A 23,752-nucleotide genomic window follows, 5' to 3' on the forward strand; every position below is an offset into this window, starting at 1 on the left:
ATTATTAATCCTTAATTTCTAAAGAGCTAAGCTGCTTTTATAGAAAACTTATTTTTCAGAGCACATATTAAATTTTCACATTGTATCCATATAGTATCTTACTGCTTAATCTAATAAACTGTATCCTTCTTCTTGCAGTTTTGCTTCATGTGCAATGAGACCATTAACAATAGTATCTACATGCTCATTAAATTCAACACCTAATTCTTCAGCAGATGTTATTAGTTGTTCTCGATTTACTGCTTTGGCAAAGGCTTTATCTTTCATTTTCTTTTTTACAGATTTAGCATTCAATCCTTCAAGTTTTGTAGGACGCATTAATGCAATTGCAATGATGAAGCTTGCCATTTCATCCACTGCATGTAGGCATTGACGTTCTTTTGAGTCTCTTGGGATTTTAGTTTCTGAAGAGTGAGAAAGAACACTTGCAATAAATGTTTCATCAAAGCCTGCAGGTTCAAGAATTCCAGGAGCACGATTTGGATGTTCTTCAGGGTATTTTTCAAAGTCAACATCATGAAGTAATCCTAATAATCCCCAATAATCTTCATCTTGCCCAAATTTTATTGCATAAGCTGCCATTGCCCCTTCAACAGCAAGAGAATGTCTTAATACACGGTCTGTTTTAACATGTTCTTTTAATAATGCTAATGCTTCGTTACGTTTCATATGTAACCTCCTCTTTAAGCTAAAGTTAATAGTAACTTTTTAACTTAATTCATTAATTTTCTGTAATTGATTTATATATAAACTTGCCTATTTAACTAGAAACTGTGATTTCAATTTGTAAAAATAAAAATACAGATAAAGATTAGGCAAGTATTTAACTAAAGAAATAATGAGATAGAGCAATAGACAAGCAACAATGCCATAACAATATTGACAATTTTATAATTTTTTATAAGGAACTTCTGAAAAATAGAGCCAAACAATGCCCAACAGCAGGTTCCTACAAAGCCAACAAAAGCAAGAATTAAAGAAAAATATAAAAGCGTAAATGTAGATTTGTAATAAGGCATTATAAATGTTGAAACTGTTGCAAGACTATAAATAATAACACTAGGATTTACAAATTGTAAAAGTAATCCCGATAAAAGTGTGTTTGTACGCTTTTGTGTCTTATGGTCATTCTGAGGACTGCTTTTGTAGATTTGCCATGCAAGCCATAGAATATAAGCTGCACCAATACAGGCCATAATTGATTTAATTGACGGGATGTAGTCATAAAGTATTACACTAAAGACACTGCTTAGAACAAATATAACAAATACACCAAAGAAAACACCTACATTAAACATTATGCTTTTCTTAAATCCGTATCTACCTGCATTTGACATTGATATAATAGTATTTGCTCCAGGCGCAAAGTTTGCAATAAGGACATAGGATAAGAATGCTGTGAGATTTGGCATGTATATTTACCTCCTAATTTTCGTATGGTATAATATACAAAACGAACGATATATTATACTGTGTAATATAATGATACTATTTGTGCAGTATACTGTCAATAAATTGGAGGTTAAATTTTGGAAAAGCTTAATTTGATTATTGCAGAAAATTTAAAAAGACTTCGTGAAGAAAAAGCACTTAGTCTTAATGATCTTTCGAAGATGACCGATGTAAGTAAAAGTATGCTTGGTCAGATTGAACGATGTGAAGTAAATCCTACTGTGTCAACAATATGGAAGATTGCAAATGGGTTTAAAATATCATGTACTGAACTTATGAGCATGCCTGAGACTAATTTTGAAATCGTAGATAAGTCTCAAGTGCAGCCACTTATTGAGGATGAGGGCAAGATTAGGATATTTCCTGTATTTCCTTTTGATAGCACAACTCGATTCGAAACTTATTCTATTGAGATTGATACTAAAGGACATCTAGCTTCAGAAGCTCATCAACAAGGTACCCAGGAATTTATAACTGTGTTTTCTGGAGAGCTTACTATAAGTATAAATGGTGAGGAGTTTATTATAACAAAAGGTAATTCTATAAGATTTAAGGCGGATAGACCTCATGCTTATAAAAATACAGGTGATACAATTTGCTCATTAAGTATGGTTATTTACTATCCAATGTAAGATCTTATTTCACTTGTTAATAAGGTTAGGATATGCGGTTTAATTACATAATAAAAATAGCACAAACTTTGTATAGGATTTCGTACAAGATTTGTGCTTTGGTTTTATAGTTTATATAATACAAATATCTATTCTATCCAGTTTATCTTTTGGGCTTGTTTGTGAATTAGGTTATTGTATAGAAGTGTAGATAGTACCCATGTAATGCCGAAAACTAAGTGTATTATATAATTTGGAAGAGAGAATAAAATAATTTCCTTTGAAGCTTTTAGAATTAGTATCATTAACAGTGGTGTTATAATTAAAATCGTCCACTTAATTAAAATTTGCTTAATTGAAGATTGAAACGCAAATATGGATGATACAAAAAAATTATAGATCACTAATACTGAAGCATATAATAAAAATAAGGATAACATTCCTATGTCAATTTTCACTATTGATGGGGATATATTAAAAAAAATAACCCCCCATATAAGCCATAAGATTGATATTTCTTTTAGCATAGAGAGAATTAATTCTGAAGGAGAAACTTTTCCATAGCTAGCAACAATAGAATCGCACCAAGATTTTTCATCAGTATCCATTATATCAGATAAAGTCTTTCCACGTCTTTCAGCCTCCATAGCCATTCCAATCAAATCTTTTCTGATAATCTCTCTGTCGAAAGCTCCAATTTTTGATATTTGTACATATTTTAAAATACGAGATAAGATTTTTTGATTTGTGCCAGTGAGTTCTTGGGTAGTGGTTTCATTTTGTCTCTTTAATATACTTAATTCATTTGACATTATCTATACCTCCTGTAGATAATATTGTATTTACAGATTGAGAAACTTCATTCCAATTTCTGCGGAATTCCTCTAGAATTGAAATTCCTTCTTTTGTTAGAGAATAATATTTTCTGAACGGCCCTAAAGGTGAGGGGCGAAACTCTGAATTAATGATGTTTTTTTTCTCAAGTCTTAAAAGAAGAGGATAAATAGTTCCTTCTTTTATTTCTTTGAATCCATATTCTTGAAGCTGTTCTACAATTTCATACCCATAAGTTGTTTTTATATTAATTATTTGTAAAATGCAGCCCTCTATTATCCCACGCATAAGCTGAGATTTATCATTCAAGACAAAACACCTCCTTTTCACTACCTTGTACCACAAAGTACATAGCTATATTGTACCACAAGGTAGCTGGGGTGTAAATATATCACAGGGGATTTGTGAAAATTAAAAAGAACAAATTTAATTAAAACAAAATATTCAGTCTTTACTTGAAAATCAGTATGAATATATGTATAATTAAGGGATAATGAAATATAGTAAAAAACAGTGATTATAAAAGCTACGATTTATGAATTTCTTCAGAGAGCCGATGAGTGGTGTGAATCGGTGAAAGACTAAATCTTTCCACTTTTGGAGCTGTCGGTGATGAATCGAAAGGGTGGTATCCTCTATAATACTAATTTCGAGTGGCTGATTTTTATTATTTATCAGCAATTTGGGTGGCAACGCGGATACCTTCCGTCCCAGTTTATATATTGGGATGGGAGTTTTTTTATTTTATAATTTAAAAATTATATAAATGCAATAAAGTATGATATTAAGTGTTCACATTATATCCCTATAGTTATCATGGGTTAGAAAATGGATGATATGGGGAAAATTAAAGATAATTTTAAAAACACAAGACTTTTAGTTATGTGAACCTCACATATAAGCAATATATTAAATTTAGGAGGAGATAATATGTTAGATTTAAGATTTGTAAGAGAGAATCCAGAGATTGTTAAGCAAAACATAAAAAATAAGTTTCAAGATAATAAGCTAGGTTTAGTAGATAAAGTAATTACTTTGGATGCTGAGTTAAGGGACACAAAAAAGGAGGCCGAAGCTTTAAGAGCTAATAGAAATAAGATTTCAAAGCAAATCGGTGCATTAATGGCTCAAGGTAAAAAAGAAGAAGCAGAAGAAACAAAGAAACAAGTTACTGCAAATTCAGAGCGCTTGGCTGAATTAGAAGCAAAGGAAGATGAACTAGAGAAAAAAGTTAAAAAAATTATGATGACTATTCCAAATATAATTGATCCAAGTGTACCAATTGGAAAAGATGACAGTGAAAATGTAGAGATAGAGCGTTATGGTGAACCTGTTGTACCTAATTTTGAAATTCCATATCACACTGAAATTATGGAAAAATTAAGTGGAATTGATTTAGATAGTGCTAGAAAAGTTGCTGGTAATGGATTTTATTACTTAATGGGTGATATTGCAAGACTTCATTCTGCAGTAATTTCTTATGCTAGAGATTTTATGATAAATCGTGGTTTTACATATTGTATTCCACCATTTATGATTCGTAGCGAAGTTGTAACTAGTGTTATGAGCTTTGCGGAAATGGATTCTATGATGTATAAAATCGAAGGTGAAGATTTATATTTGATAGGAACCAGTGAACATTCTATGATTGGTAAATTTATTGATACTATATTACCAGAGACATCTTTACCTCAAACATTAACAAGTTATTCACCTTGTTTTAGAAAGGAAAAAGGAGCTCATGGAATAGAAGAAAGAGGAGTATATAGAATTCACCAATTTGAAAAGCAGGAAATGATTGTTGTATGTAAGCCTGAAGACAGTATGATGTGGTATGATAAATTATGGCAAAACACAGTAGACTTCTTTAGAACTTTGGATATACCAGTGAGAACTTTAGAGTGTTGTTCTGGAGATTTAGCAGATTTAAAAGTAAAATCAGTGGATGTAGAAGCTTGGTCTCCTAGACAGAAGAAATATTTTGAAGTGGGAAGTTGCTCTAACTTAGGTGATGCGCAAGCTCGTCGTTTAAAAATTCGTGTAGATAGTGAAAATGGAAAATATTTTGCACATACATTAAATAATACAGTAGCAGCACCTCCAAGAATGTTGATTGCTTTCTTAGAGAACAACTTAAACGAAGATGGCTCTGTAAATATTCCAGTTGCACTACAACCATACATGGGTGGTATGACAATGATTAAATAATAGTAAAAAATTATTTAAGATTAATATATAAATTTATGAAATTATAGCTATAAAAGTTTCGAGAAAGTATATAACTAAATAAAATTTTATAGAAAAAAACCTGATTTAGGGGTCAACCTAGGTCAGGTTTTTTAATTTTTTCTACAAAATAAAAATATAAATGTTTTAGCAGGGTCTAATCATGAGAATATAACAAAGTCACTATTATCAATGGTTAGAAGGATATTTTTATTATATTATTTTACCTTGGATAACCACCTGGATTAAAAGTTTTTTTCTGCAAAATTATACTTTAAAATCATTAAAAGTATATATATGTAAATTTTATAAGGAAATTATATAATTAATCTATAATCTAAGCCTTATAAGTAGAAATTTAAGTTAATTGAATAAAATAAAAGTATTCTATAAGCCTCTTATACAGTTAGTTTTACTACATTACATATTATGTAAATATATATTTTGATTTTTTAAAAAATAAGCATTAAAGTAATATTTTATAATAATTACATTAAAAAAGCCTAATTTTTTAGTCTTTTTTTACAGAATATGAAAATAATATTAAAAAAGTAATGATTTTAAATCCAAAAATTAACTGTGCATTACAAAATAATACGGCAGATTACAATTTACAACAAATATGAAAAAGTAATATAAAATGTAAATTTAGTATAAAGAAAGGAAATTGCTATACGATTAATTTAAACGTGCAGTAAAAACGTACAGTAAAAATTGAATGATGTAATATATAAAAATATAAAGAGGTGACATGAATGGAAGTTATTGAACAGACTAATCGAACCATATTATTTGAGGAAATAAATCCTGAAAAATTAGATTTAATCTCAATAATAGGTGACACAAAAGGTCTTAATAGTTTAAATGACGATAAGATAAAAGAAATTAATGAACATCTTCTAGTTAGAAATTTTGATGAGTTTTTAGATAAGTTTTCACCAGTTGTTTATTCTTTCTATAATGCAACAAATCAAAAAGTTATGTATACCTTAGAAAAACCAGAAAATCTACCAGAAGGGTATGTAACAGAAATTCCAATTAATCAGTCAAATGATTTTCTTAAAATGTTGTTTACATTAATTGATACAAAGAGTGCTCAAGGTATAGCCAATGTAGACTTCAAATTTGAAAACTTGCTAGATATGATATCACCAAAAAAAGTTATGGATGATATTAAACAATCAAGAAAGGAAATTCAATATTTATATTCTAAATATGAGGAATTAGATGAAGAAGATCCAAGCAAGTTAGATTTAGGAGATAAGCTTAACTACATGTTCGAAGAAGCTAGCAATAACTACAACAATGTTATGGCTATGATTCCTCTAGCTATTGAGGATATCAAAACTAGATTACTTCTTGGACAAGAAGAAAATAAATCAGATAGTGTTGAGCTTAAAATTGGTGCATTAAGCATGGGGGAAAATGGAGAACTTAAAATATTAGAAGCTCCTAAAACTGAAGATACAGCACTAGTTGCATTAGATGATAATGCAAATGTTGGATTAATTGAGGCTTTTGAAGAAGATTATGAAGCAGTAAATGATGTCAAAGCAGATTATGTAAAAAGCTTAGTGGTAAGAACATTCTGTCCTTTAGCTTCAACTATGGAGAGTAAGATAGATGTAGAACAAGAAGCAACAAATTATAATACATATTTAGAGTTTTATAAGAGTGCAAAAGATGACTTCATAAAAACAGTTAAACCACTAGTAGAAAAACTAATAGGAGTTAAAATGTTCTTTGATCAATATAAAACAAAGAACAAAGGTATGGTTCCATCTTTATTAGTTACGAATGTACCAGTTAATAGATTGGTCAATCCAAATAATTTACCAAGGTTTAATGCTTATTTAAATACAGTAAATGATAAAAATGATTTTACTAATACAATTTGGTTTGGAATAGCTCCATCTGTTGAATTAGAAGGAGTAAGTAAAAATAAAGTAAGAAGAGAAAGATTTAAAGGTAATGTTCAATCAAATAAGACAGATGGAACTACTATGGAAGATTTAGCACTACTTTTAGATTGTGTAAAAAGTTATCGTATTCAAGTTTTCTTTAGTTTCCAAACAGGAGAGGAAACAAGCTTTAATCATATAGCTACAGCGGGAATAGATAGATTTATAGATAAATGTTCTCCATTAATTAGAAAGGACTATAGCGAATTTGCTATACCATGCCTGCCTAACTTTACAATAATTCCAAAGGATAAATCAGGAGTTGTTCTTGACAACAGAATGATTGTAACTGACGAAGGTGTGGCTAAGCTTTCTAAAGAAAAGGAAGATATATTAAAGCTTTGGATAGAAGGTGTTTATATAGGAGGAGCATATATATCAGCAGGACTTGTAGCTGCATATCAATGCCCAGAGTTTTTAAGAGAATCCTATAAAAATGTATCTTATGAATATCCAGGAGTTAGATTCGATATTGAATCCTCAGATAATTCATTAAAAGTTACAACTACACTAGCAAAAGAAATATCAGGCTTTACTAATGAGATAAAGAATTCAATAAATAGAAAGAAATTTGGATTTGTATTCTCATCAGATAATGCACAGATAGATGGAAAAGATATAAAACAAATAACAGTTTATAAGGCAAGAAGTCTGCTAACTGTAGGTTCAGACTTTGAGTCATTATATAAAACATTAGTAACTACTTATATAGAAAGAATGTTACGATTCCATACTAATGACTTTAAACAAGATAATATTGTTAAGTTCTTTAGCAATAATCCAAGTAGTATGAAGAGTAAATGGTTATCTAGCAAAGGTAATATAAATTCTATTATTCAAGAGGGAGATGACATAAGCTTCTCCATAGATGAAAGTAGTGGTACTTGCAATATAGATATAACCTTTAACGGAAACGTTAAGAACTTGCCGACCAGCGCATCAACAAGTGTTGCAGGTTAATTTATAATTTAATTTTATATAATAGTTTAAGCTTAAAAGCTTAAAAACAACTAAGCAAATTGCTTTTGATAATAAATATTACCAAAAGTCAATTATAAATACAACTTATAAAAGGAGGAGAGAAAATGGGATTTAAGTTAAAGGTTGAAGGTCCTGAAACTATTGATCTAGGAATCGAAAACATTTTAACAGTGGAGTTTAATACAGATACTCCAGACGATTCTAATGCACGTTCCACAGACCTTGGAACATCATTAATTATTAAAGGAAAAATATTAACACCAGTAGATGGTGAGGCTGCAGACAGTACTATAAAGTTAGCACAATGGTCACTTGTTCCAGCAGAGAAAGCAGATTGTTATAGAAATGTAGCAATAGATGTTATATCAGCATCTCAAATAGTAAGACAAATAAATCTTCCAAATGCTTTTGTGGTTGATTATGTAGAAGATTATGGTGATGAAGAAGGCGTAGGAACTTTTGAGTTACATCTTAAACAAAAGAAAGACAAAACTGCAATGGTTAAATTCGAAGGTGGATTTGGCGAATAGTAAATCCTCATGAAAAAGAAAATTAAAATATTTAAGGGAGTGAGAAAATGGGATTTAGAGTATTAATAGAAGGCGCTGACAAGATATCACTTGGAGTAGAAAGCGTTAAAAAGGTAGTTCTTAAAACAGATACTCCTAAAGATTCAAATGCTCGTTCAAAAGATGTTGGAAGCACTATGGTTATTAGTGGAAAAATACTAACAGCTTTAGATGGAGAAGAATTTGATAGCACAAGACAAATAGGAGTTTGGTCATTAATTCCAGCAGAAAAGGCTGATTGCTATAGAAAGGTTACTGTAGAAGTACTTTCAGCAGACCAAATTATAAGAAAGATATCCTTCCCAAATGCTTTTGTTGTAGATTATAAAGAGTATTTTGGAGATACAGAAGGAGTAGGTACTTTTGAGCTTGTAATTAAGCAAAAGAAAGACAAGCTTGATAAGGTTACAATAGAAGGTGGCTACGGCGCTTAATAAAGAGCAGTAGACAAGTAAATTCTAGAATAAAAATTATGGGAGACTTAGTTCTCCTATAATTTTTAAAATTGAGGGAAAGTATGAAAAATTTTTATGAAATATTAGAGGTATCTAAAGATGCAACTAAGGATGAGATAAAAAAATCCTTTAGAAACTTAGCTAAAAAGTATCATCCTGATACTAACATAAACGATAAGACCCTAAGCGAAAAGTTTCAACTTATAAATGAAGCTTATAGTGTTTTAAGTGATGAGAAAAGTAGAAAAGAATATGATGAGAAAATCTTTAAAACACAAGACCCTTTTAAAAATAATAGGGAAAAGAAAAAGGGAAATACATATAATGAAAAAACTGGAGATATTAAAGATGCTATGGAGAATTTGAATAGCAAATTTGAAGAATTCTTTGGGTTTAATGGAAACACCAGTGAAGTAAGAGACGATTTTTTAAAAAAGGATTCAAAAAATCCTATGGACACTTCTGCAATTTTCAATAGCTTTTTTAAACCAAAAAAGAAGTAACGGAGTGAATTACTTTGAATCATGAAAATATAAAAAATAAAGATAAGAAAACATTAAAAGTAATAGAAATAATAAATTTATTTATGGGAATAATTCTTACCCTAATAGGGGTTTTAATATATGTAACTGTAGAGTCACAAGAAATTAAAACCATACTTATAACAGGGTTAGTGATAATAGGAATAACATTTTTTATTAAGATAATTGAAGGTATAGATAGGCCATATGATGCTCATTCAATTAAATCCATAGTTCTAGTAAATGAAGATAATCAAATTATAAAAGAGTGGAATTTATCAGAAAAAGTATCAATGGTAATTGGTAAAAGTAATAAAGAAAACAAAGCAGATATAGATTTAAGTGAATCTATATACTCTAATTTAATAGATTATGAACATGCAGTATTAAATTATGCAGGGGGAGAATGGTATATAGAAGATTTATGCTCAGCTAATGGAATATCTATAGAAAAGAAAGAAGACAATATTGTTTACAAAGTAGCAAAATATAGTCCCTGCACTATAAAAAAAGGAGACATACTATTTGTTGGGAAAATTAAGCTTTTACTTAGATGAAATGGAGTGATTTAAAATGGGACTTATTAGATGTGAAAATGGTCATATGTTTAGTGAGAGACGTTATGGGACTTTATGCCCATATTGTAACATAGAAACTGCTTCAAAAAAGAGTAATGAAGTTACTTCCCAAAAGGAATTGGACATAGAAACAGATCTTTTATATGAAGAGATTGAACCAGTCTGTGGATGGCTTGTATGCATTGAAGGAGCAAGAGTAGGTAAGGATTATAAAATTAAAGCAGGAAAAAACTTCATAGGTAGAGCGGATGACATGGACATACAAATAATTGGGGATAATAAAGTGTCTCTTAGAAATCATGCAATTGTTGTATATGATCAAAAGAAGAAAAACAATGTATTACTGCCAGGAGACTCCTCAGGAATTGCCTACTTAAATGGAGAAGCAGCTTATATGCCAACAGAACTAACAGCTTATGATGTAATTGAACTTGGAAAAAGCAAGTTTTTATTTGTACCATTCTGTGGAGAACATTTTGAATGGGAAGATAATGATTAGAGGTAATTACTATGATGGATTTAATTAAAAGTAATTACTATATTTTATTAGCTGTCCTTATAAGTTTATTAGTTTTTCTTATATTATTAAAAATTTATTTACTTAAAATATATAAAAAAGAAGCTATACAGGTAGAAGCAGCATGTACCATAGGTAGGGAAGAAGTGCAAGAGGATAGTTTTAAAGTGGTAACTTCAGATTTTGGAACCCTTGCAGTTTTAGCAGATGGATTTGGAAAGAATAGGGGAGGGGAAATATCTAGCAAAGTAGCAGTTAATACTTTTATAGATATTTTTTTAAATCATAGAACTTCGGGAAAAATGGAATATTTTTTTAATAAAGCATTTAGTTCTTCCAATAGAGAAATTTTAAATAGAATTAATGGTAGTTATGGAGGCACCAGCTTAGTAAGTGCAGCAATAATAGATGGATTTCTCTATTACGCTATGGTAGGAGATACAGTTATAGCAGTTTTAAGAGATGATGAACTTTTTAAAGTAAATGAAGGACATACTTTAGATGTTTTAGCAAAACAGGGATTTTATAAAGGGAAATTTTCCAGGGAAATAGCATTATCCGCTATTAATGAGAGAAAACTTTTATATTATCTTGGTATGGAGGAGTTTAAAAACTTTGAAATTTTTGATACTCCTATAAAGATGAAAAAGAATGACATTATTGTTTTAATGAATAGAGGTATTTATGAAGCTTTAACATGGGCTGATATAGAAAGCACTATTAAGGATAATAATTTTTCTGGTATAGGAAAGGAAATAATAGATAAAATAGATAATTTGCAAAAAGAGGATAAATATAATGGGGCTATTGTGCTTATGAAATATTTATAACTATAAAGAGGTTTAGAGGTGAAAGAATGAGAAAATTAAATTCAAAATTCAAAACTGCTTTTGTATCAGAGGCAGGTTCATTTTTACAAAATAAAGATTACTTTGCGTTTATAGAATTAGATAATTATGCATGTTATGTAATAGCAGATGGTATAGATGATGACCATAAATTAGAAAGTGCTAAAATGGCTGTTACAAGTATTATAAGAAGTTTCACTGAAAAACCTACTATGAAAAAAAGATTTATAAAAAAGTACCTGAAGGAAGCTAATGAAGAACTTTCTTCAGCTGGTATTTACACAAAGTTAAAGGCATCTATAACAGTGGTTGTAACAGATTATGTGAAAATTAGATATGCCGTAGCTGGAAATACAAGATTCCATCTATTTAGAGATGGAGCTTTAAGGTATAAAAGTAATGACCAATCTCTTACACAAATTTTAGCAAATAAAGAAGAGGTTTCTTTAGATAAGATAGCAGCTCACAGTGAGAGAAATAACTTATATTGCTATTTAGGACAAGATGAATTAAGAGAACCGTACATATCAAAGAAAATAAAGTTAATAGATGGAGATATTATTACTCTTGTTACAAGGGGAATATGGGAAAACATAGATGAAAAAGAAATAGAAGATGCCATTGATGAGGCAAAAGAACCAAAAGAGCTGGCAAATAATGTTGAAGACATGCTGTTATCAAAACAGCTTAAGGACATAGAGAATTATACTATAGCAGGAATTTTTATAGATAAAACTTATAGGAATCCTGATAGAGAAAAGCTTATAAAAAAGATAATAAGTATAGCTATACCTATACTTATAATTTTAATTATTTCCGGGGTGATTTTTAGCATACAAAGAAAGAAGAAGAAAGACAATATAGAAAATATGAATGGCTATAAAGTAAGTGCAGTAAAATATGTGGACAATGGTAATATAACTAAAGCCAATGAAGAATATAAAAAAGCCTTGGAAATAGCCACAAAATATAAATTGAAAGATGAAAAGGAAAGTTTAGATAGATGTTATAAATTTACAGAAATTATAATTGATGCGGATAGCAAGTTAAAGGATAAAAAGCAAGAAGAGGCTTTAGATGGATATTTAAATTCTTTCGATAAAATGGATGAGGTTGATAACTTAGCTAAAGACTATATACTAGACAAGCTAGATTTAGTTAGAAATTCTATAAAAGTAATGGATTTATTGTACTTAGGAGATACAAATCTAGATCTTAAAGAGATAAATGAAGCAGAGAAACTTTATAAAGAAGCAAAGAACTTAGCAACAGACCTCCATTTAAATGAAGAAAGAAAAGAAGCAATGGAAAAATTAGATAAAATTTATGAAGAGAAAGCAGAAAAACAAAAAAAAAATAAAGAAGCGGAAGAAAAGAAAAAGAAGGAAGAAGAAGAGAAGAAAAAAGAAAAAGACGAGAAAGAAAAAGAGAAGTTAGAAATCGAAGATAAGGCTGTAAATCACATTAAGCAAGGAGATACAAGCTATAGTGCAGGAGATTATGTTGGAGCTAAAATGTATTATATTATGGCAAAACAGCTTTATGATCAAATAGGCTCTAATATTTTTTCAGCTGAATTAAACAGCAAAATAAAACTTATGGATAAGAAAATAGATGAAAGTTCTAGCCGAAGATCTAAAGCAGATAGATATCAAAGAGATGGAGACGAAAAAAATATCAAAGGTAATTTTAAAGAGGCAAAGGTACTATATACTTTAGCAAAAGAATTATATGAAAAAGAAGGCATTGTGGAAGAAGTAAAAAAGATAGATGAAAAGTTAGAAATGATAAATAAGGACTTAGATAAGGAATTGAGTAAGGAATAGGGAGAAAAAATGAAAAATGAGATTTATGAAAAGCTAAATAATATTGAGAATTTAGAAGATAGATTGATTTTAAAAAAGATTTTAAGCGGTGTGTTTATGTCTTTAGAGGAGTATACAGAAAATAGATTCAATGATTTGGAAGAGAGAGTTTTTAATGAGATTGAAGATATAAAAGGAAAGTATAATGTGTTCTCTACCATAGCAAAACGTGAAGAATTAGATCCAACTAATGAATTTTTATATCCTATATTAAAAGAAGATATGGAAGAAAGCATATATGAGGTGGAGGAAGTTTTAAATTCACTAAGAGAAAATCAACCTATGACTATGTTTAAGGTATTTTTAAAGTGCGACTATTTAATGGTTAAAAATATACTTAGCAGTAAAAAAACTTTCAAAGGTATTATTGAGACAAATAAAAACACATATGAAGCTTATTTTTCTTTAAAAGAAAACAAGGAATATATAAAAAAGCTCAATGAACTTTATAAGATGTTTATAAATAATAACATTCCATGGACTACAATAAACAATCCTTATATATATAAAATAGCTAATGTAGTTTTAATAAAGTGTAAAGAAGATATAGGTGAAGATGAAAATATAAATAAAATTTCCATAGACTTTGAAGAATATAAGGAATTCATTGAGTATGATATAGTTCCTCTTTGGAATATAAAAGAGATTTCTCTTAAAAGTCTTGGTTTTCCAATGCCTTGCGAGGATAAGATCAATTATGAACATATGATATCCATTGAAAAGGAAAGGGGAAATCATGGATACTTAGTTAATTATGAAGGTAATAATATTCAATACGTAAAGTTCATGAAAGATTCAATAGTTATATGCTCCCTAGAGGAAGAGGGCAGAAAGTGGGATGTGTATAAAATTATTTCTAAAAATACCTCATCTATAGATATTTATAACTATGAACTTATATCTAATGAAGTGGACTCTAGTTTTATTGGAAAATTATCATTAAATAACAAATGCAATGTAAAAACCAAGGCAGAATTAGAGAGAATTATAAAGTCCTTTAAGATATCTAAATATCTAGAATTTAAACATTTAGAACTAAATGAAGAAAAAGAGGACAAAACTTCAGAGAGTTACAATATGAATGAATTTATTCTTGATGAGATAAGAGATGGAGATAAAGGAAAGGTATTAGCCTTATATTTTAGAGCAAAGGACAATAATTCTTATTTAAACAGAGACATACTAAGTTTTCTAGTATCAGAAATTCAATTGTTTTATCCAGAGTATCATTGTGAAGGAAGATTAATATGAATTACATTTGGGATATATTATTAAAAGCAGATAAAGAGAACATATCAAGAGAAGAAGTTCAATTTACATTAGCTAAAGTATCTAGCCCATATATGGAAATTGCTTTTACAGATATTAATACTAGCTCTTTACCAGAAGATAAGGTTGTAGAGGTCAATCCTTATTATAGATTTTATGATATATTTAAAGACTTATTTGATGTGGACGTAGAGGAAAGCAGCCAGTTAAGAGAAGTGTTATTTGATATAGTAATTCATTACCTAGGAAAATTAGATTTAAATCAAGGTATAAGCAAAGAAGAGTTTTATAAAAAGTTTATTATGAAAGATATAAAAAATGGATTCTTTGGAGAGGAAGTATATTCAAATATTAAGCATTTTAAAAAAGATGAACTAGACTACATATTAACTGGACTCATTACTTTATATAAAACGGGAGCATCTCTACACTTATTTAACAAAATACTAAACAAAGTATTTAAAAATAACAGAGTTTATATAAATCAAGATAATCCAAAGGAAATGTATATATATTTAGGCAGACGCAAAACTCAGGAGCTAAATAAAAAAATAGAAACTATAATAAAACTATTTTTGCCTATAAATACTAATGCATTTATATATTGGCATCAACACTTTGGAATTTTAGGTGCTGAAAATACCATGATACTTGATGAAATCATTATGATGTAAAACTTAAGGAGGCACAATGACTTCGTATTCATATAGATTATATAAAGATAATAGAAAAGAAAAAGAGAATAAAAATACATATAAAGAAAAAGATTTAAAGCTTATGACTACCTTCCAGCTAAGAGAAATATGTATTAAAGAGAAAATAGTAAAGAGCTTAGTTAATCCCTTAGATAAAGAAGAATTAATAAAGCTTATAATGAAATACCGTGGAGAAGAAGACAGCCTTCTTATAAATGGACTTAGAGAAGGTGGGCTAGAGAGAATAGAAAGATTTTTAAAAAAATCAGAAAAGCTTGTATTAGAAGATAAAAAAATAGAGTATCCAGGGAAGCTAACAATATATAAGGGGCTTAATACTGAGATATATGATGGATATAGAATAGAGAGCAAAGATAAATTAGAAGAAGTAAATATGCTTTTAGTAGATGGCGATTTTAAAATTTGCAGTATATTTAATGTTAAAAAAATAAATGAATATGGAGAAAATAAATATTTTTTAATAAATAATGGAGATATTCCATCAGAAGAATCAATAGTTAAAAATTATAGCTTACTTTATTTTGAAAAAGAAGAATCAGAACTTCTTTATAACATTTATGAAGGAAACAAAGACATAACAAAGGGATTTATAAAGTTTCACTCATTACCTATTCTGCAATTTGAAATAAAAGAAGTAGAAGAAACCTCAATGCCACTTGCTATAGATTTTGGAACATCTAATACTACAGCAGGTATCTATATAAATAAAGAAAAATTTTTATCACTGAATAATAGAGATGAGTCTAATGAGGATGCAAATAAAAGTCAAGTAAGACTTGTGGAAATTTTGGATACAACTAAGGACTATGGAAAAGTAACACCACTTATCCCAAGTGTAGTAGCTATAAGAAGTATAGGAGAAGAAAATATAGAATACATATTTGCTTATGATGCAATTAAAGAATCCAAAAGAAGCTATATAGATGATGGATTAACTATATTTTACGATATTAAGAGATGGGTAAGTGATTTTGAAAAAGTTGAAAAAGTAATAGATAAAAGTGGTAAAGCAACATTTATAGCAAGAAAATACATTGTAAAAGCATATTTAACTTATATAATATCCCAGGCAAACCAAAGATTTAAATGTAAATTTAAGCATATATATATATCTTGTCCATCAAAACAGAAATATAAATTCCATAGCTTATTTAAAGAAATACTAAATGATTATGTAGTTGAAGAAGAAAATATTTTAGATGAAAGTGCAGCAGTTCTTTATAATACTATATCTGAATTAATAGAAAAAAAGAACTATGTTCAGGGAGAAGAATATAAAGCTCTAATAATAGATTGCGGAGGGGGAACCACTGACCTTTCAGCTTGTAATTTCACCATATACAATAATAGGGTTTCTTATGAACTAAATATAGAAACCTCCTATGAAAATGGAGATACGGATTTTGGAGGTAATAATCTTACCTTTAGAATAATGCAATTTATAAAGATTTTAATGGCTAAAGAGTTATCTAAAAATAATGCCATGATAAATAAGACCATAATGGATGAATTTGATATAGATATATTTAGGTCTATAGATAAATACGGAATAGAAAAAGTATATGAATTATTAAATGAAGAGTATGAAAAAGCAGAAGAGATAATTCCTACTAAATTTAAACTTTATGAATGCAAAAGAAAAGAAGAATATTACAAGGTGAAAAGCAATTATTATTTCTTATTTGAACTAGCAGAGCAGGTAAAAAAGAAATTCTTTAGTGATCCTAGTCTTTTAAAGTTGAATTTAACATCAAAAGATAGTGAAGGTGTAAATGAAGATACTATAAGGTTTGATAAGTGGAAGCTTTCTTATATATATAACGACAAACTACAAATAGTGAAAGATGCTCCCAATATAGATATAAGTGTATATGAAATAAATACTCTACTTAAAGGAGATATATATAACATAATAAAGAGTTTTTTAGAAAATCTTTATGAAGACCATGAGCTTTTTGATTACTCAATAATAAAATTAACTGGACAATCTTGTAGGGTTGAAATATTTAAGGATGCCTTAAAGGAATTTATCCCTGGTAAAGTTATTCAAGTTAAGAGAAATAAAAAGGACACTAAGGAGAACTATGACCTAAAACTTGCTTGTATTAATGGAGCACTTAAGTATCTACATGCTAAGAATTTTGGATATGCTGACATAAAAATAGATATAAAAACTCCAGCACTTCCTTATGTTATAAGTGGTTATACTCATGAGGGAGAAGAAAAAAGCTTAATTAAAGGCAGAGATAAAACTAAGGGACATATATCTAGATTTATGGAAAATGTCATGGAAAAAGTGACTTTAAAGATATATCTAAAGGATATACATGGACAAATAAGATATGAATATACCTATGAAACAGAAGAAGAAGTTTTAAAACCCATATTATCAGAGGAAATAGAGAAAATGTATGAGGGCATTATTGCTCAACAGGATACAGATAGCATTGTAAACAACGAAGTAAAATTCTTTGTTTGGGCAAAGGAAGAACTATGGGGATTTTATGTCACTTCAGTTTTAAGACATAATGAGAAACTATATATAGGTGAAGATAAATTTTATCCTTTTGAAAATGATCAGTGGGAGAAAAATTTCTTTGATGGACTTAAGTAGCCTTAAGTTAAGTATTGAAACTAAAACAAATATGGAGGATAACTATGGATAATGAAAAAGCATTGAAGTGCATAAAAAGTGCATGGAGGTCAGCAATAGCACTTAGTCTAATAAAATTAATATCAGTAATAGTATTAACAAAAATAAGTAATTTTGGATCTTCAGAATTAATTTTATATGCTCTAATACTTATAATTTTGGATCTCGGATTAGCTTTTGGAGTATATAAAAAAAGTAGAGTTTGTGCAGTGATGCTATTTATTTTTTTCCTAGTATGCCAGCTAAATACTTTAATTATTAGCGGTATGGGTAGTATTGGAAGTTTCATAATAAGTGTTGCTTTTGCTACATGTTTTTTTCAAGGAATAAGAGGAACAATACATTATCACAAAAATAAAAAGATAGAAATCAATGAAGACTCCCATAAATTTTAAATAAGTTAAATATATTCTGAGTCATGTTAATTTAGAATATATACCTTTTATTTTTGCAAAAGGCAGTTAAGAGATATGTATAAAGTTAAATAAAACAAAAATGGGGGAAAATTATGGATATCCACAAAATATTAAAATATATATACAATGCATGGACGGCAGCAATAGCATGCAGCTTAATAACATTAGGCGGAATAATAATATCAGTTCTGGGAAATAGTGATTTAGGATTAAGTTTATACAGTTTAGTAGATGTAGTTCTTTTATTAGGATTAGGCTTTGGAGTATATAAAAAAAGTAGAGTATGTGCAGTAATACTATTCGTTTGTTTTACATTAAATCAGCTATATACGTTGAGTAGCGGTATGAGTAATGGTGGAGGCATTATATTAAGTCTTGCTTTGGGGAGATGGTTTTTTCAAGGAATAGTAGGAACTATAGATTATCACAAAATTAAAAAGATAGAAATTTATAAAAACTTCGATAAATTTTAAATAAATTAAATAAAAGAAAAATGGAGGAAAGTTATGAATAACGAAAAAGCATTAAAATATATAAAGAGTGCATGGATGACAGCAATAGCATGTAGCGTAATAACATTATTAGGAATGTTATTATCAATTTTAGCAAATAGTGACTTTTTAGGATTAGATTTATACAGTTTAGTAGATGTAGCTCTTTTATTAGGATTAGCCTTTGGAGTATATAAAAAAAGTAGAGTATGTGCAGTAATACTATTCATTTATTTTATATTAGATAAGCTATATATGTTGAGTAGCGGTGTGGTTAATAGAGGAGCCATTATGATGAGTATTGCTTTTGGGACATGGTTTTTCCAAGGAATAATAGGAACCATACATTATCACAAAAATAAAAAGATGGAAATCAATGGAGACTCCCAGAAATTTTAAATGAATTAAATATATTCTGAGTCATGTTAATTTAGGAGGTGAGAAGCTGTGTTTTCAAATACATATCCACTATTTAAACCGGGAAGAATTTTAAAAATTGAAATGCTAGAAGAACTTAGGGATTTCCCAAGAGAGATTTTAGATATAAGCTTTAAGGAATATTCTAATGGAATAATTTCAGGATGCAATATAGAGGTAAATAATGATTACATAATTGTAACTAAAGGCATAATAAAGCATCAAGATATGATTTATATACTAAAGGAAAACTATACTATTCCATATGAATCAACTAACCAAGTTCAAGTATTAAAAATAAGATTCTTAGGAGAAACCATAAATAAGGATTTCATTAAATTAGAGTCTGAAATATTTTTAGATGACAATTTACAAATAAATATAGATGAAATGGAGCTTTGCAGATTTAAGCTAAAAAGGGGAGCTAGGCTTAGAAATAATTATGTAGATTTTAGGGATATGTCAACGGAGTATGACACAGTGAATACAATAAATGCACCTTATTCAGCTTATAGTGAAAGCAGTTTAAATCCTGATATTTTAAGACAATTTGGAAGGCAATTATTAAGTTCCAATGTTAGTGAAGCATGGGATATATCTTTTGGAATGACTTGTATTCAAAGTAGGGATACTGTCCAAAAAGAAATAATTGTGAGCTATTTATTATACAAATTAGGTATTGAGAAAAAGGATTACTCCAATGAAGAATTATATCTTTATCTTTTAGATGTATTAAATAGGGAAAATAATGGACAAGCCGCTAGTGAACGTAGAAAAAGCGGAAGATTTAAGACTATACTTATAGATTAGTAGATAATAATGTTTAAAAATTCCAAGTATCATTATAAATTTTTCAAGAATTTAATCTTTAATTGTGAAAATATAGGAGGATGGGAAAAGTGGATAAGAGAGTTGATGAGAAAATCTTAGATTTTATAAATGAAGCGGAAAAGAGAGAAGAAAAAAGAGACATATGTAATGGCACAGTAAAAATTGGGGATAGATATTATGAATTTGAAGAGAAAGAATTCTTTGACGAAAAGTTAAAAATATATATTCCAAAAGATTTTGAGGATATGCCATTAGAAGTAAGAAAATTTAAATATCCATCAGAAAGTCGTCCAGAAATAATAAAGAGCAATGAAGATGGAAGTATAGCAGTAACCTTAAATATTATTGATAGTCCACTAGATGAGGAAAGTGTAGAAGAATTAAAAGATGGAATGAAGACTATTATAAGAAAAACTAACCCGTCTAATGTATTTTATGAAGATGATGTTGTAAATATTAATTCTAAAAATATAGGATATTTTGAGTTTAAGAGCTCAGCAATAGATGATTTTTTATATAATTTAATGTTCTTTTTTGAATTTGAAGAAAAGACTTTAATGGGAACTTTTAGCTGCTTGTATAAAAGCTATGAGGACTGGAGAGATGTTGCATTTCAAATTGTTAGCACTATAAGAGTGGTAAAGGAAGAGAATGGAGATGAGGTTTAATGAGTGGGGAATACATGTATACTCAGGGGGACATTTTAGTAGCGCCTTATAAGTTTCAAAAAATAACAAAACTAAAGATAACTAGAGAAGTGAATGAGCATGCAAAGCTTTATATAAGTGGAATCATTGATGAAGAAAATGCAGACAAATATGTTGAAACAGCAGATGCTGATACGAACATTGCATTATCAGTAAAAGACGACAAAAATTCTGTAACTCATGTTTTTCAAGGAGTAGTTACTAATATTCAAGTTAATGCAAATAGAGATGTTAGAACTTTGGAGATAGAAGCCTTAAGTAGAACTTTTCTTATGGATATAAGTAAAAAAAGCAGAACATTTCAAAATGAAAGTTCAAGCTATAAGGATGTATTGAATATTGTAAACACTGGATATAAAAATATTCAAATGCTAGATAAGATTACAAATGGAACTAAAATAGATAAATTCATAGTTCAGTATAAAGAAACAGATTGGGAATTTATAAAAAGATTAGCTTCACATTTTAATGTACCAGTAGTGCCAGAATGCCAATTAGAAAATATAAGATATTCAATGGGAAATTCAGGATGTTGTAAAACATATAAGCTTGATGAATTTAACTACTCAGTAAAGAAGGAGTTACAAGAATATAAGCTTAAATCAGGAAATGGTGTTAATGGGTTAAATGATGTAAATTTAATAAGCTATGAAGTGATAACAAACCAAATAATGTATTTACACAACTTAGTTAATTTTAAAGGCAGAAGTCTTTATATATATAAATCAGAAATGGAACTTGTAAATGGTGTAATTTCAAACAAATATGTTTTGAGAGACGCAAAAGGGATAAAAGTAAGAAAAATTTATAATAACAAGATAGTAGGTGTATCTTTAGAAGGAAGTATTTTAGATACAAAAAATGATGTAGTTAAAATTAATTTAAAAATAGATGGAGGCAAAAATAAAGGTGAATCAAGATGGTTCCCTTACTCCACAGTTTATTCATCACCAGATGGTACAGGCTGGTACTGTATGCCTGAGGTTGGAGATGCTATAAGACTATATTTCCCGGATAATGAAGAAAAAAATGCATATGCAATAAGCTCAGTAAATCTTCAATCAAGTGATTCTAAAAAACGAAGCGATCCTTCTGTAAAAAGTCTTGGTACTAAGTATGGTAAAGAAGTAGTAATGAAGCCAGGAGCAGTTGAAATAATAGGAAATGGCAATTTGCTTATGAGATTAACAGATGATGGCGGAATAGAAGTTAAGAGTGATAAAAAAATAATACTGGATGCCAAAGAGGATATTGAGATAACTGGAGGTGGAAAAGTATCTATTCAAGGAAGCAGTGGAGTTGATTTAACTCAAGCAGGAGCTAATGTAAAGATACAAGACGATGTAATAATGAGCGGCGGAAAAGTGAAAATTGAGTAAATCCAATTAATTTCTTTAATAAACTTTGTAGCGGCGAACAGTGTTCGCCACTCCCCCACCTCTGGGGAACAGTAGTGAAGCCCTTTAGGGTTCCCCTGAGGTGCAGTATAGTTTGGAACTAAACCAGTGAATTACACCAATACTGCAGAGATATGTAATGTTATTGAAATATCATTTAATAATGTAGATATTGTGAATTGTACATTGTGAATTAAAATGCCATAAAGATATATATTAATTTTAAAGCCAATATATCTATCAATAAGTGTGACTAAAATAGGAGGTCGCAATATACTATGATAATCGAAAGCAATAAAAGAGAGATTTTAACGGAGTTTCAACATAAATATGTAATTAATGAATGGATTAATAAGTTTCTTGAAATTGATGAGGTCTATAAGGGCAATAAATGTGATATAGAGGAAAATTTGGTTTCAACATTTAATGAAATATGTGGACAAGCTATATGTCTTCAAGAAAAACAATTAAAAGGAGAAATTAAATATATTTATTTCTCTTTACTTAGAACCAGCATTCTTGAAAATAAGGGTGAATATAGAATTGATTTCTATGATGAAAATTGGTTTTTGGATAAGGAAGAATGCTCTATGAATATAGATTTAAGCTTTATCTTTAATTCAATTTTTAATTATAAAGAAGAACTTAAAGAAAAGAAAAAAGAGTACGGAAAAAATATAACTGATATGGATATAGAAAATATAATCCTTAAAGAAATTGATAAGTATCATATTTTAGCAGTAGAATTCCTAAAAACTATGGTAGGAAAATTTATAGAAACATCATCTTATAAGGAAATGAAAAAAGCAGAAGATATAGCCATATTAGCAGGAGAGTATATGGATGTAACTCAGATAATATATCCTGAAAGTTAGATAGAAAAGGAGAATTTATGGACTATTTTTTATTAAATCAAGATGAAAGATATACAAATACTCCAAGACTTATTGATGTGTTTAAAAAGGTTAATATAAAAAATCTTAATCTTCCAAATGCTCATAAAATTGAGGACATTACAATATTTCAAGTTAGTGCTGATGAGGGGTGTGAATTCCTAGATATTTTAGATAGTCAATTATTCTTAATATCTGAGGACATGAAGAAAATAATTGAAAAATATGATAGAAATATTTTATTTAAGACCTTAGTGATTATTGATTCACTTCGTGATAGGCAAGAAAACTATTCCTTGCCTATATTTGAAGAAATTGAATGTTTAAGTGATAAAGCAGAACTTAATTTAAATAAAACAGTAGTTAAAAAAATAGTACTAGATAAAGAAAAGATTCAAGGTAAGAAAATTTTTAAAATAAAAGAGAGTTCAAAACCATTAATAGTAATAAGACTTGATGTTGCTGAAAGTTTATTAAGACGTGATTTTAGAGGAATAAAGCTTGAGAGGCTGCAAGTTGAATAAGCTTAAAACTTAAAAGAGGA

25 protein-coding genes are annotated in these 23,752 nt (G+C 28.9%); 21 read left to right on the top strand and 4 right to left on the bottom strand.

What is annotated here, in order from left to right; all coding sequences use genetic code 11:
• Positions 1-105: 105 nt before the first annotated feature.
• Complete coding sequence (locus B2W91_RS19515; protein WP_291583970.1) at positions 106-669, bottom strand: HD domain-containing protein; 564 nt, start codon at positions 667-669, stop codon at positions 106-108.
• A 158-nt stretch (positions 670-827) separates the two neighbouring features.
• On the bottom strand, positions 828-1,412 hold the full coding sequence (locus B2W91_RS19520) for a LysE family transporter (RefSeq protein ID WP_291583972.1): 585 nt from the start codon (positions 1,410-1,412) through the stop codon (positions 828-830).
• A 117-nt stretch (positions 1,413-1,529) separates the two neighbouring features.
• On the opposite strand from B2W91_RS19520, the gene B2W91_RS19525 reads away from it, so the two are divergent.
• Positions 1,530-2,084, top strand: a complete 555-nt coding sequence (locus B2W91_RS19525) for a helix-turn-helix domain-containing protein (protein ID WP_291583974.1) — start codon at positions 1,530-1,532, stop codon at positions 2,082-2,084.
• Positions 2,085-2,212: 128 nt separating this feature from the next.
• Here B2W91_RS19525 and B2W91_RS19530 read toward each other — a convergent pair whose 3' ends face one another.
• Together B2W91_RS19530 and B2W91_RS19535 are read right to left on the bottom strand one after the other, a co-directional pair.
• Positions 2,213-2,875, bottom strand: coding sequence for a hypothetical protein (locus B2W91_RS19530; RefSeq protein ID WP_291583976.1), 663 nt, complete (start codon positions 2,873-2,875; stop codon positions 2,213-2,215).
• The gene (locus B2W91_RS19535; protein ID WP_291583978.1) at positions 2,865-3,206 is read right to left on the bottom strand and encodes a PadR family transcriptional regulator; all 342 of its coding nucleotides are present in this window, start codon (positions 3,204-3,206) and stop codon (positions 2,865-2,867) included. The genes B2W91_RS19530 and B2W91_RS19535 overlap by 11 nt, the downstream gene beginning before the upstream one ends.
• A gap of 621 nt (positions 3,207-3,827) precedes the next feature.
• Between B2W91_RS19535 and serS the strand changes: the two genes are divergently transcribed.
• From serS to B2W91_RS19635, 20 genes are all read left to right on the top strand, one after another.
• Entirely contained in the window at positions 3,828-5,105 is a 1,278-nt protein-coding gene (gene serS / locus B2W91_RS19540; protein WP_291583980.1) for a serine--tRNA ligase, read from the top strand.
• A gap of 773 nt (positions 5,106-5,878) precedes the next feature.
• Complete coding sequence (locus tag B2W91_RS19545) at positions 5,879-8,044, top strand: transcriptional regulator (RefSeq protein WP_291583983.1); 2,166 nt, start codon at positions 5,879-5,881, stop codon at positions 8,042-8,044.
• Between the two features lie 125 nt (positions 8,045-8,169).
• Complete coding sequence (locus tag B2W91_RS19550; protein ID WP_291583985.1) at positions 8,170-8,595, top strand: membrane-associated protease 1; 426 nt, start codon at positions 8,170-8,172, stop codon at positions 8,593-8,595.
• A 47-nt stretch (positions 8,596-8,642) separates the two neighbouring features.
• On the top strand, positions 8,643-9,068 hold the full coding sequence (locus B2W91_RS19555) for a membrane-associated protease 1 (protein ID WP_291583987.1): 426 nt from the start codon (positions 8,643-8,645) through the stop codon (positions 9,066-9,068).
• A gap of 83 nt (positions 9,069-9,151) precedes the next feature.
• Positions 9,152-9,592, top strand: a complete 441-nt coding sequence (locus B2W91_RS19560) for a J domain-containing protein (protein WP_291583989.1) — start codon at positions 9,152-9,154, stop codon at positions 9,590-9,592.
• A gap of 14 nt (positions 9,593-9,606) precedes the next feature.
• Positions 9,607-10,167 (top strand): FHA domain-containing protein, encoded by a 561-nt coding sequence (locus B2W91_RS19565; RefSeq protein ID WP_291583991.1) that lies wholly within the window; start codon positions 9,607-9,609, stop codon positions 10,165-10,167.
• Between the two features lie 16 nt (positions 10,168-10,183).
• Positions 10,184-10,687: an FHA domain-containing protein gene (locus B2W91_RS19570; RefSeq protein ID WP_291583993.1), complete on the top strand. Its 504-nt coding sequence runs from the start codon at positions 10,184-10,186 to the stop codon at positions 10,685-10,687.
• Positions 10,688-10,698: 11 nt separating this feature from the next.
• A complete protein-coding gene (locus B2W91_RS19575; protein ID WP_291583995.1) occupies positions 10,699-11,535 on the top strand; it encodes a PP2C family protein-serine/threonine phosphatase in 837 nt (278 codons plus the stop codon).
• Positions 11,536-11,561: 26 nt separating this feature from the next.
• Entirely contained in the window at positions 11,562-13,379 is a 1,818-nt protein-coding gene (locus B2W91_RS19580; protein ID WP_291583996.1) for a PP2C family protein-serine/threonine phosphatase, read from the top strand.
• Positions 13,380-13,388: 9 nt separating this feature from the next.
• Positions 13,389-14,669, top strand: a complete 1,281-nt coding sequence (locus B2W91_RS19585) for a normocyte-binding protein (protein WP_291583999.1) — start codon at positions 13,389-13,391, stop codon at positions 14,667-14,669.
• Complete coding sequence (locus B2W91_RS19590; protein ID WP_291584000.1) at positions 14,666-15,361, top strand: hypothetical protein; 696 nt, start codon at positions 14,666-14,668, stop codon at positions 15,359-15,361. Before B2W91_RS19585 ends, B2W91_RS19590 begins: the two co-directional genes overlap by 4 nt.
• Positions 15,362-15,377: 16 nt before the next feature.
• A complete protein-coding gene (locus tag B2W91_RS19595; protein WP_291584002.1) occupies positions 15,378-18,017 on the top strand; it encodes a molecular chaperone in 2,640 nt (879 codons plus the stop codon).
• A gap of 44 nt (positions 18,018-18,061) precedes the next feature.
• Positions 18,062-18,451 (top strand): hypothetical protein, encoded by a 390-nt coding sequence (locus tag B2W91_RS19600; protein ID WP_291584004.1) that lies wholly within the window; start codon positions 18,062-18,064, stop codon positions 18,449-18,451.
• A gap of 113 nt (positions 18,452-18,564) precedes the next feature.
• Positions 18,565-18,945 carry a hypothetical protein gene (locus B2W91_RS19605; RefSeq protein ID WP_291584006.1) on the top strand — a complete coding sequence of 127 codons (381 nt, stop codon included), beginning with the start codon at positions 18,565-18,567 and terminating at the stop codon, positions 18,943-18,945.
• A 33-nt stretch (positions 18,946-18,978) separates the two neighbouring features.
• A complete protein-coding gene (locus B2W91_RS19610; RefSeq protein ID WP_291584007.1) occupies positions 18,979-19,362 on the top strand; it encodes a hypothetical protein in 384 nt (127 codons plus the stop codon).
• 48 nt (positions 19,363-19,410) lie between these two features.
• Positions 19,411-20,190 (top strand): hypothetical protein, encoded by a 780-nt coding sequence (locus B2W91_RS19615; RefSeq protein ID WP_291584008.1) that lies wholly within the window; start codon positions 19,411-19,413, stop codon positions 20,188-20,190.
• Between the two features lie 89 nt (positions 20,191-20,279).
• Positions 20,280-20,879, top strand: a complete 600-nt coding sequence (locus tag B2W91_RS19620; RefSeq protein ID WP_291584009.1) for a hypothetical protein — start codon at positions 20,280-20,282, stop codon at positions 20,877-20,879.
• A complete protein-coding gene (locus B2W91_RS19625) occupies positions 20,879-22,297 on the top strand; it encodes a contractile injection system protein, VgrG/Pvc8 family (RefSeq protein ID WP_291584010.1) in 1,419 nt (472 codons plus the stop codon). The genes B2W91_RS19620 and B2W91_RS19625 overlap by 1 nt, the downstream gene beginning before the upstream one ends.
• Positions 22,298-22,593: 296 nt before the next feature.
• Positions 22,594-23,190 (top strand): hypothetical protein, encoded by a 597-nt coding sequence (locus B2W91_RS19630; RefSeq protein ID WP_291584012.1) that lies wholly within the window; start codon positions 22,594-22,596, stop codon positions 23,188-23,190.
• 17 nt (positions 23,191-23,207) lie between these two features.
• Complete coding sequence (locus B2W91_RS19635; RefSeq protein WP_291584015.1) at positions 23,208-23,732, top strand: hypothetical protein; 525 nt, start codon at positions 23,208-23,210, stop codon at positions 23,730-23,732.
• Positions 23,733-23,752: the final 20 nt, after the last annotated feature.

Source organism: Clostridium sp. UBA6640, from assembly GCF_002455975.1.
In the GTDB taxonomy this organism is placed as follows: domain Bacteria; phylum Bacillota; class Clostridia; order Clostridiales; family Clostridiaceae; genus Clostridium_J.

Coding starts and splice junctions, on each gene's coding strand:
- B2W91_RS19610 (WP_291584007.1), top strand. CDS start 18,979: ATGAATAACGAAAAAGCATTAAAATATATAAAGAGTGCATGGATGACA.
- B2W91_RS19530 (WP_291583976.1), bottom strand. CDS start 2,875: ATGTCAAATGAATTAAGTATATTAAAGAGACAAAATGAAACCACTACC.
- B2W91_RS19560 (WP_291583989.1), top strand. CDS start 9,152: ATGAAAAATTTTTATGAAATATTAGAGGTATCTAAAGATGCAACTAAG.
- B2W91_RS19545 (WP_291583983.1), top strand. CDS start 5,879: ATGGAAGTTATTGAACAGACTAATCGAACCATATTATTTGAGGAAATA.
- B2W91_RS19515 (WP_291583970.1), bottom strand. CDS start 669: ATGAAACGTAACGAAGCATTAGCATTATTAAAAGAACATGTTAAAACA.
- B2W91_RS19580 (WP_291583996.1), top strand. CDS start 11,562: ATGAGAAAATTAAATTCAAAATTCAAAACTGCTTTTGTATCAGAGGCA.
- B2W91_RS19570 (WP_291583993.1), top strand. CDS start 10,184: ATGGGACTTATTAGATGTGAAAATGGTCATATGTTTAGTGAGAGACGT.
- serS (WP_291583980.1), top strand. CDS start 3,828: ATGTTAGATTTAAGATTTGTAAGAGAGAATCCAGAGATTGTTAAGCAA.
- B2W91_RS19520 (WP_291583972.1), bottom strand. CDS start 1,412: ATGCCAAATCTCACAGCATTCTTATCCTATGTCCTTATTGCAAACTTT.
- B2W91_RS19555 (WP_291583987.1), top strand. CDS start 8,643: ATGGGATTTAGAGTATTAATAGAAGGCGCTGACAAGATATCACTTGGA.
- B2W91_RS19550 (WP_291583985.1), top strand. CDS start 8,170: ATGGGATTTAAGTTAAAGGTTGAAGGTCCTGAAACTATTGATCTAGGA.
- B2W91_RS19600 (WP_291584004.1), top strand. CDS start 18,062: ATGGATAATGAAAAAGCATTGAAGTGCATAAAAAGTGCATGGAGGTCA.
- B2W91_RS19575 (WP_291583995.1), top strand. CDS start 10,699: ATGATGGATTTAATTAAAAGTAATTACTATATTTTATTAGCTGTCCTT.
- B2W91_RS19630 (WP_291584012.1), top strand. CDS start 22,594: ATGATAATCGAAAGCAATAAAAGAGAGATTTTAACGGAGTTTCAACAT.
- B2W91_RS19590 (WP_291584000.1), top strand. CDS start 14,666: ATGAATTACATTTGGGATATATTATTAAAAGCAGATAAAGAGAACATA.
- B2W91_RS19605 (WP_291584006.1), top strand. CDS start 18,565: ATGGATATCCACAAAATATTAAAATATATATACAATGCATGGACGGCA.
- B2W91_RS19625 (WP_291584010.1), top strand. CDS start 20,879: ATGAGTGGGGAATACATGTATACTCAGGGGGACATTTTAGTAGCGCCT.
- B2W91_RS19635 (WP_291584015.1), top strand. CDS start 23,208: ATGGACTATTTTTTATTAAATCAAGATGAAAGATATACAAATACTCCA.
- B2W91_RS19585 (WP_291583999.1), top strand. CDS start 13,389: ATGAAAAATGAGATTTATGAAAAGCTAAATAATATTGAGAATTTAGAA.
- B2W91_RS19595 (WP_291584002.1), top strand. CDS start 15,378: ATGACTTCGTATTCATATAGATTATATAAAGATAATAGAAAAGAAAAA.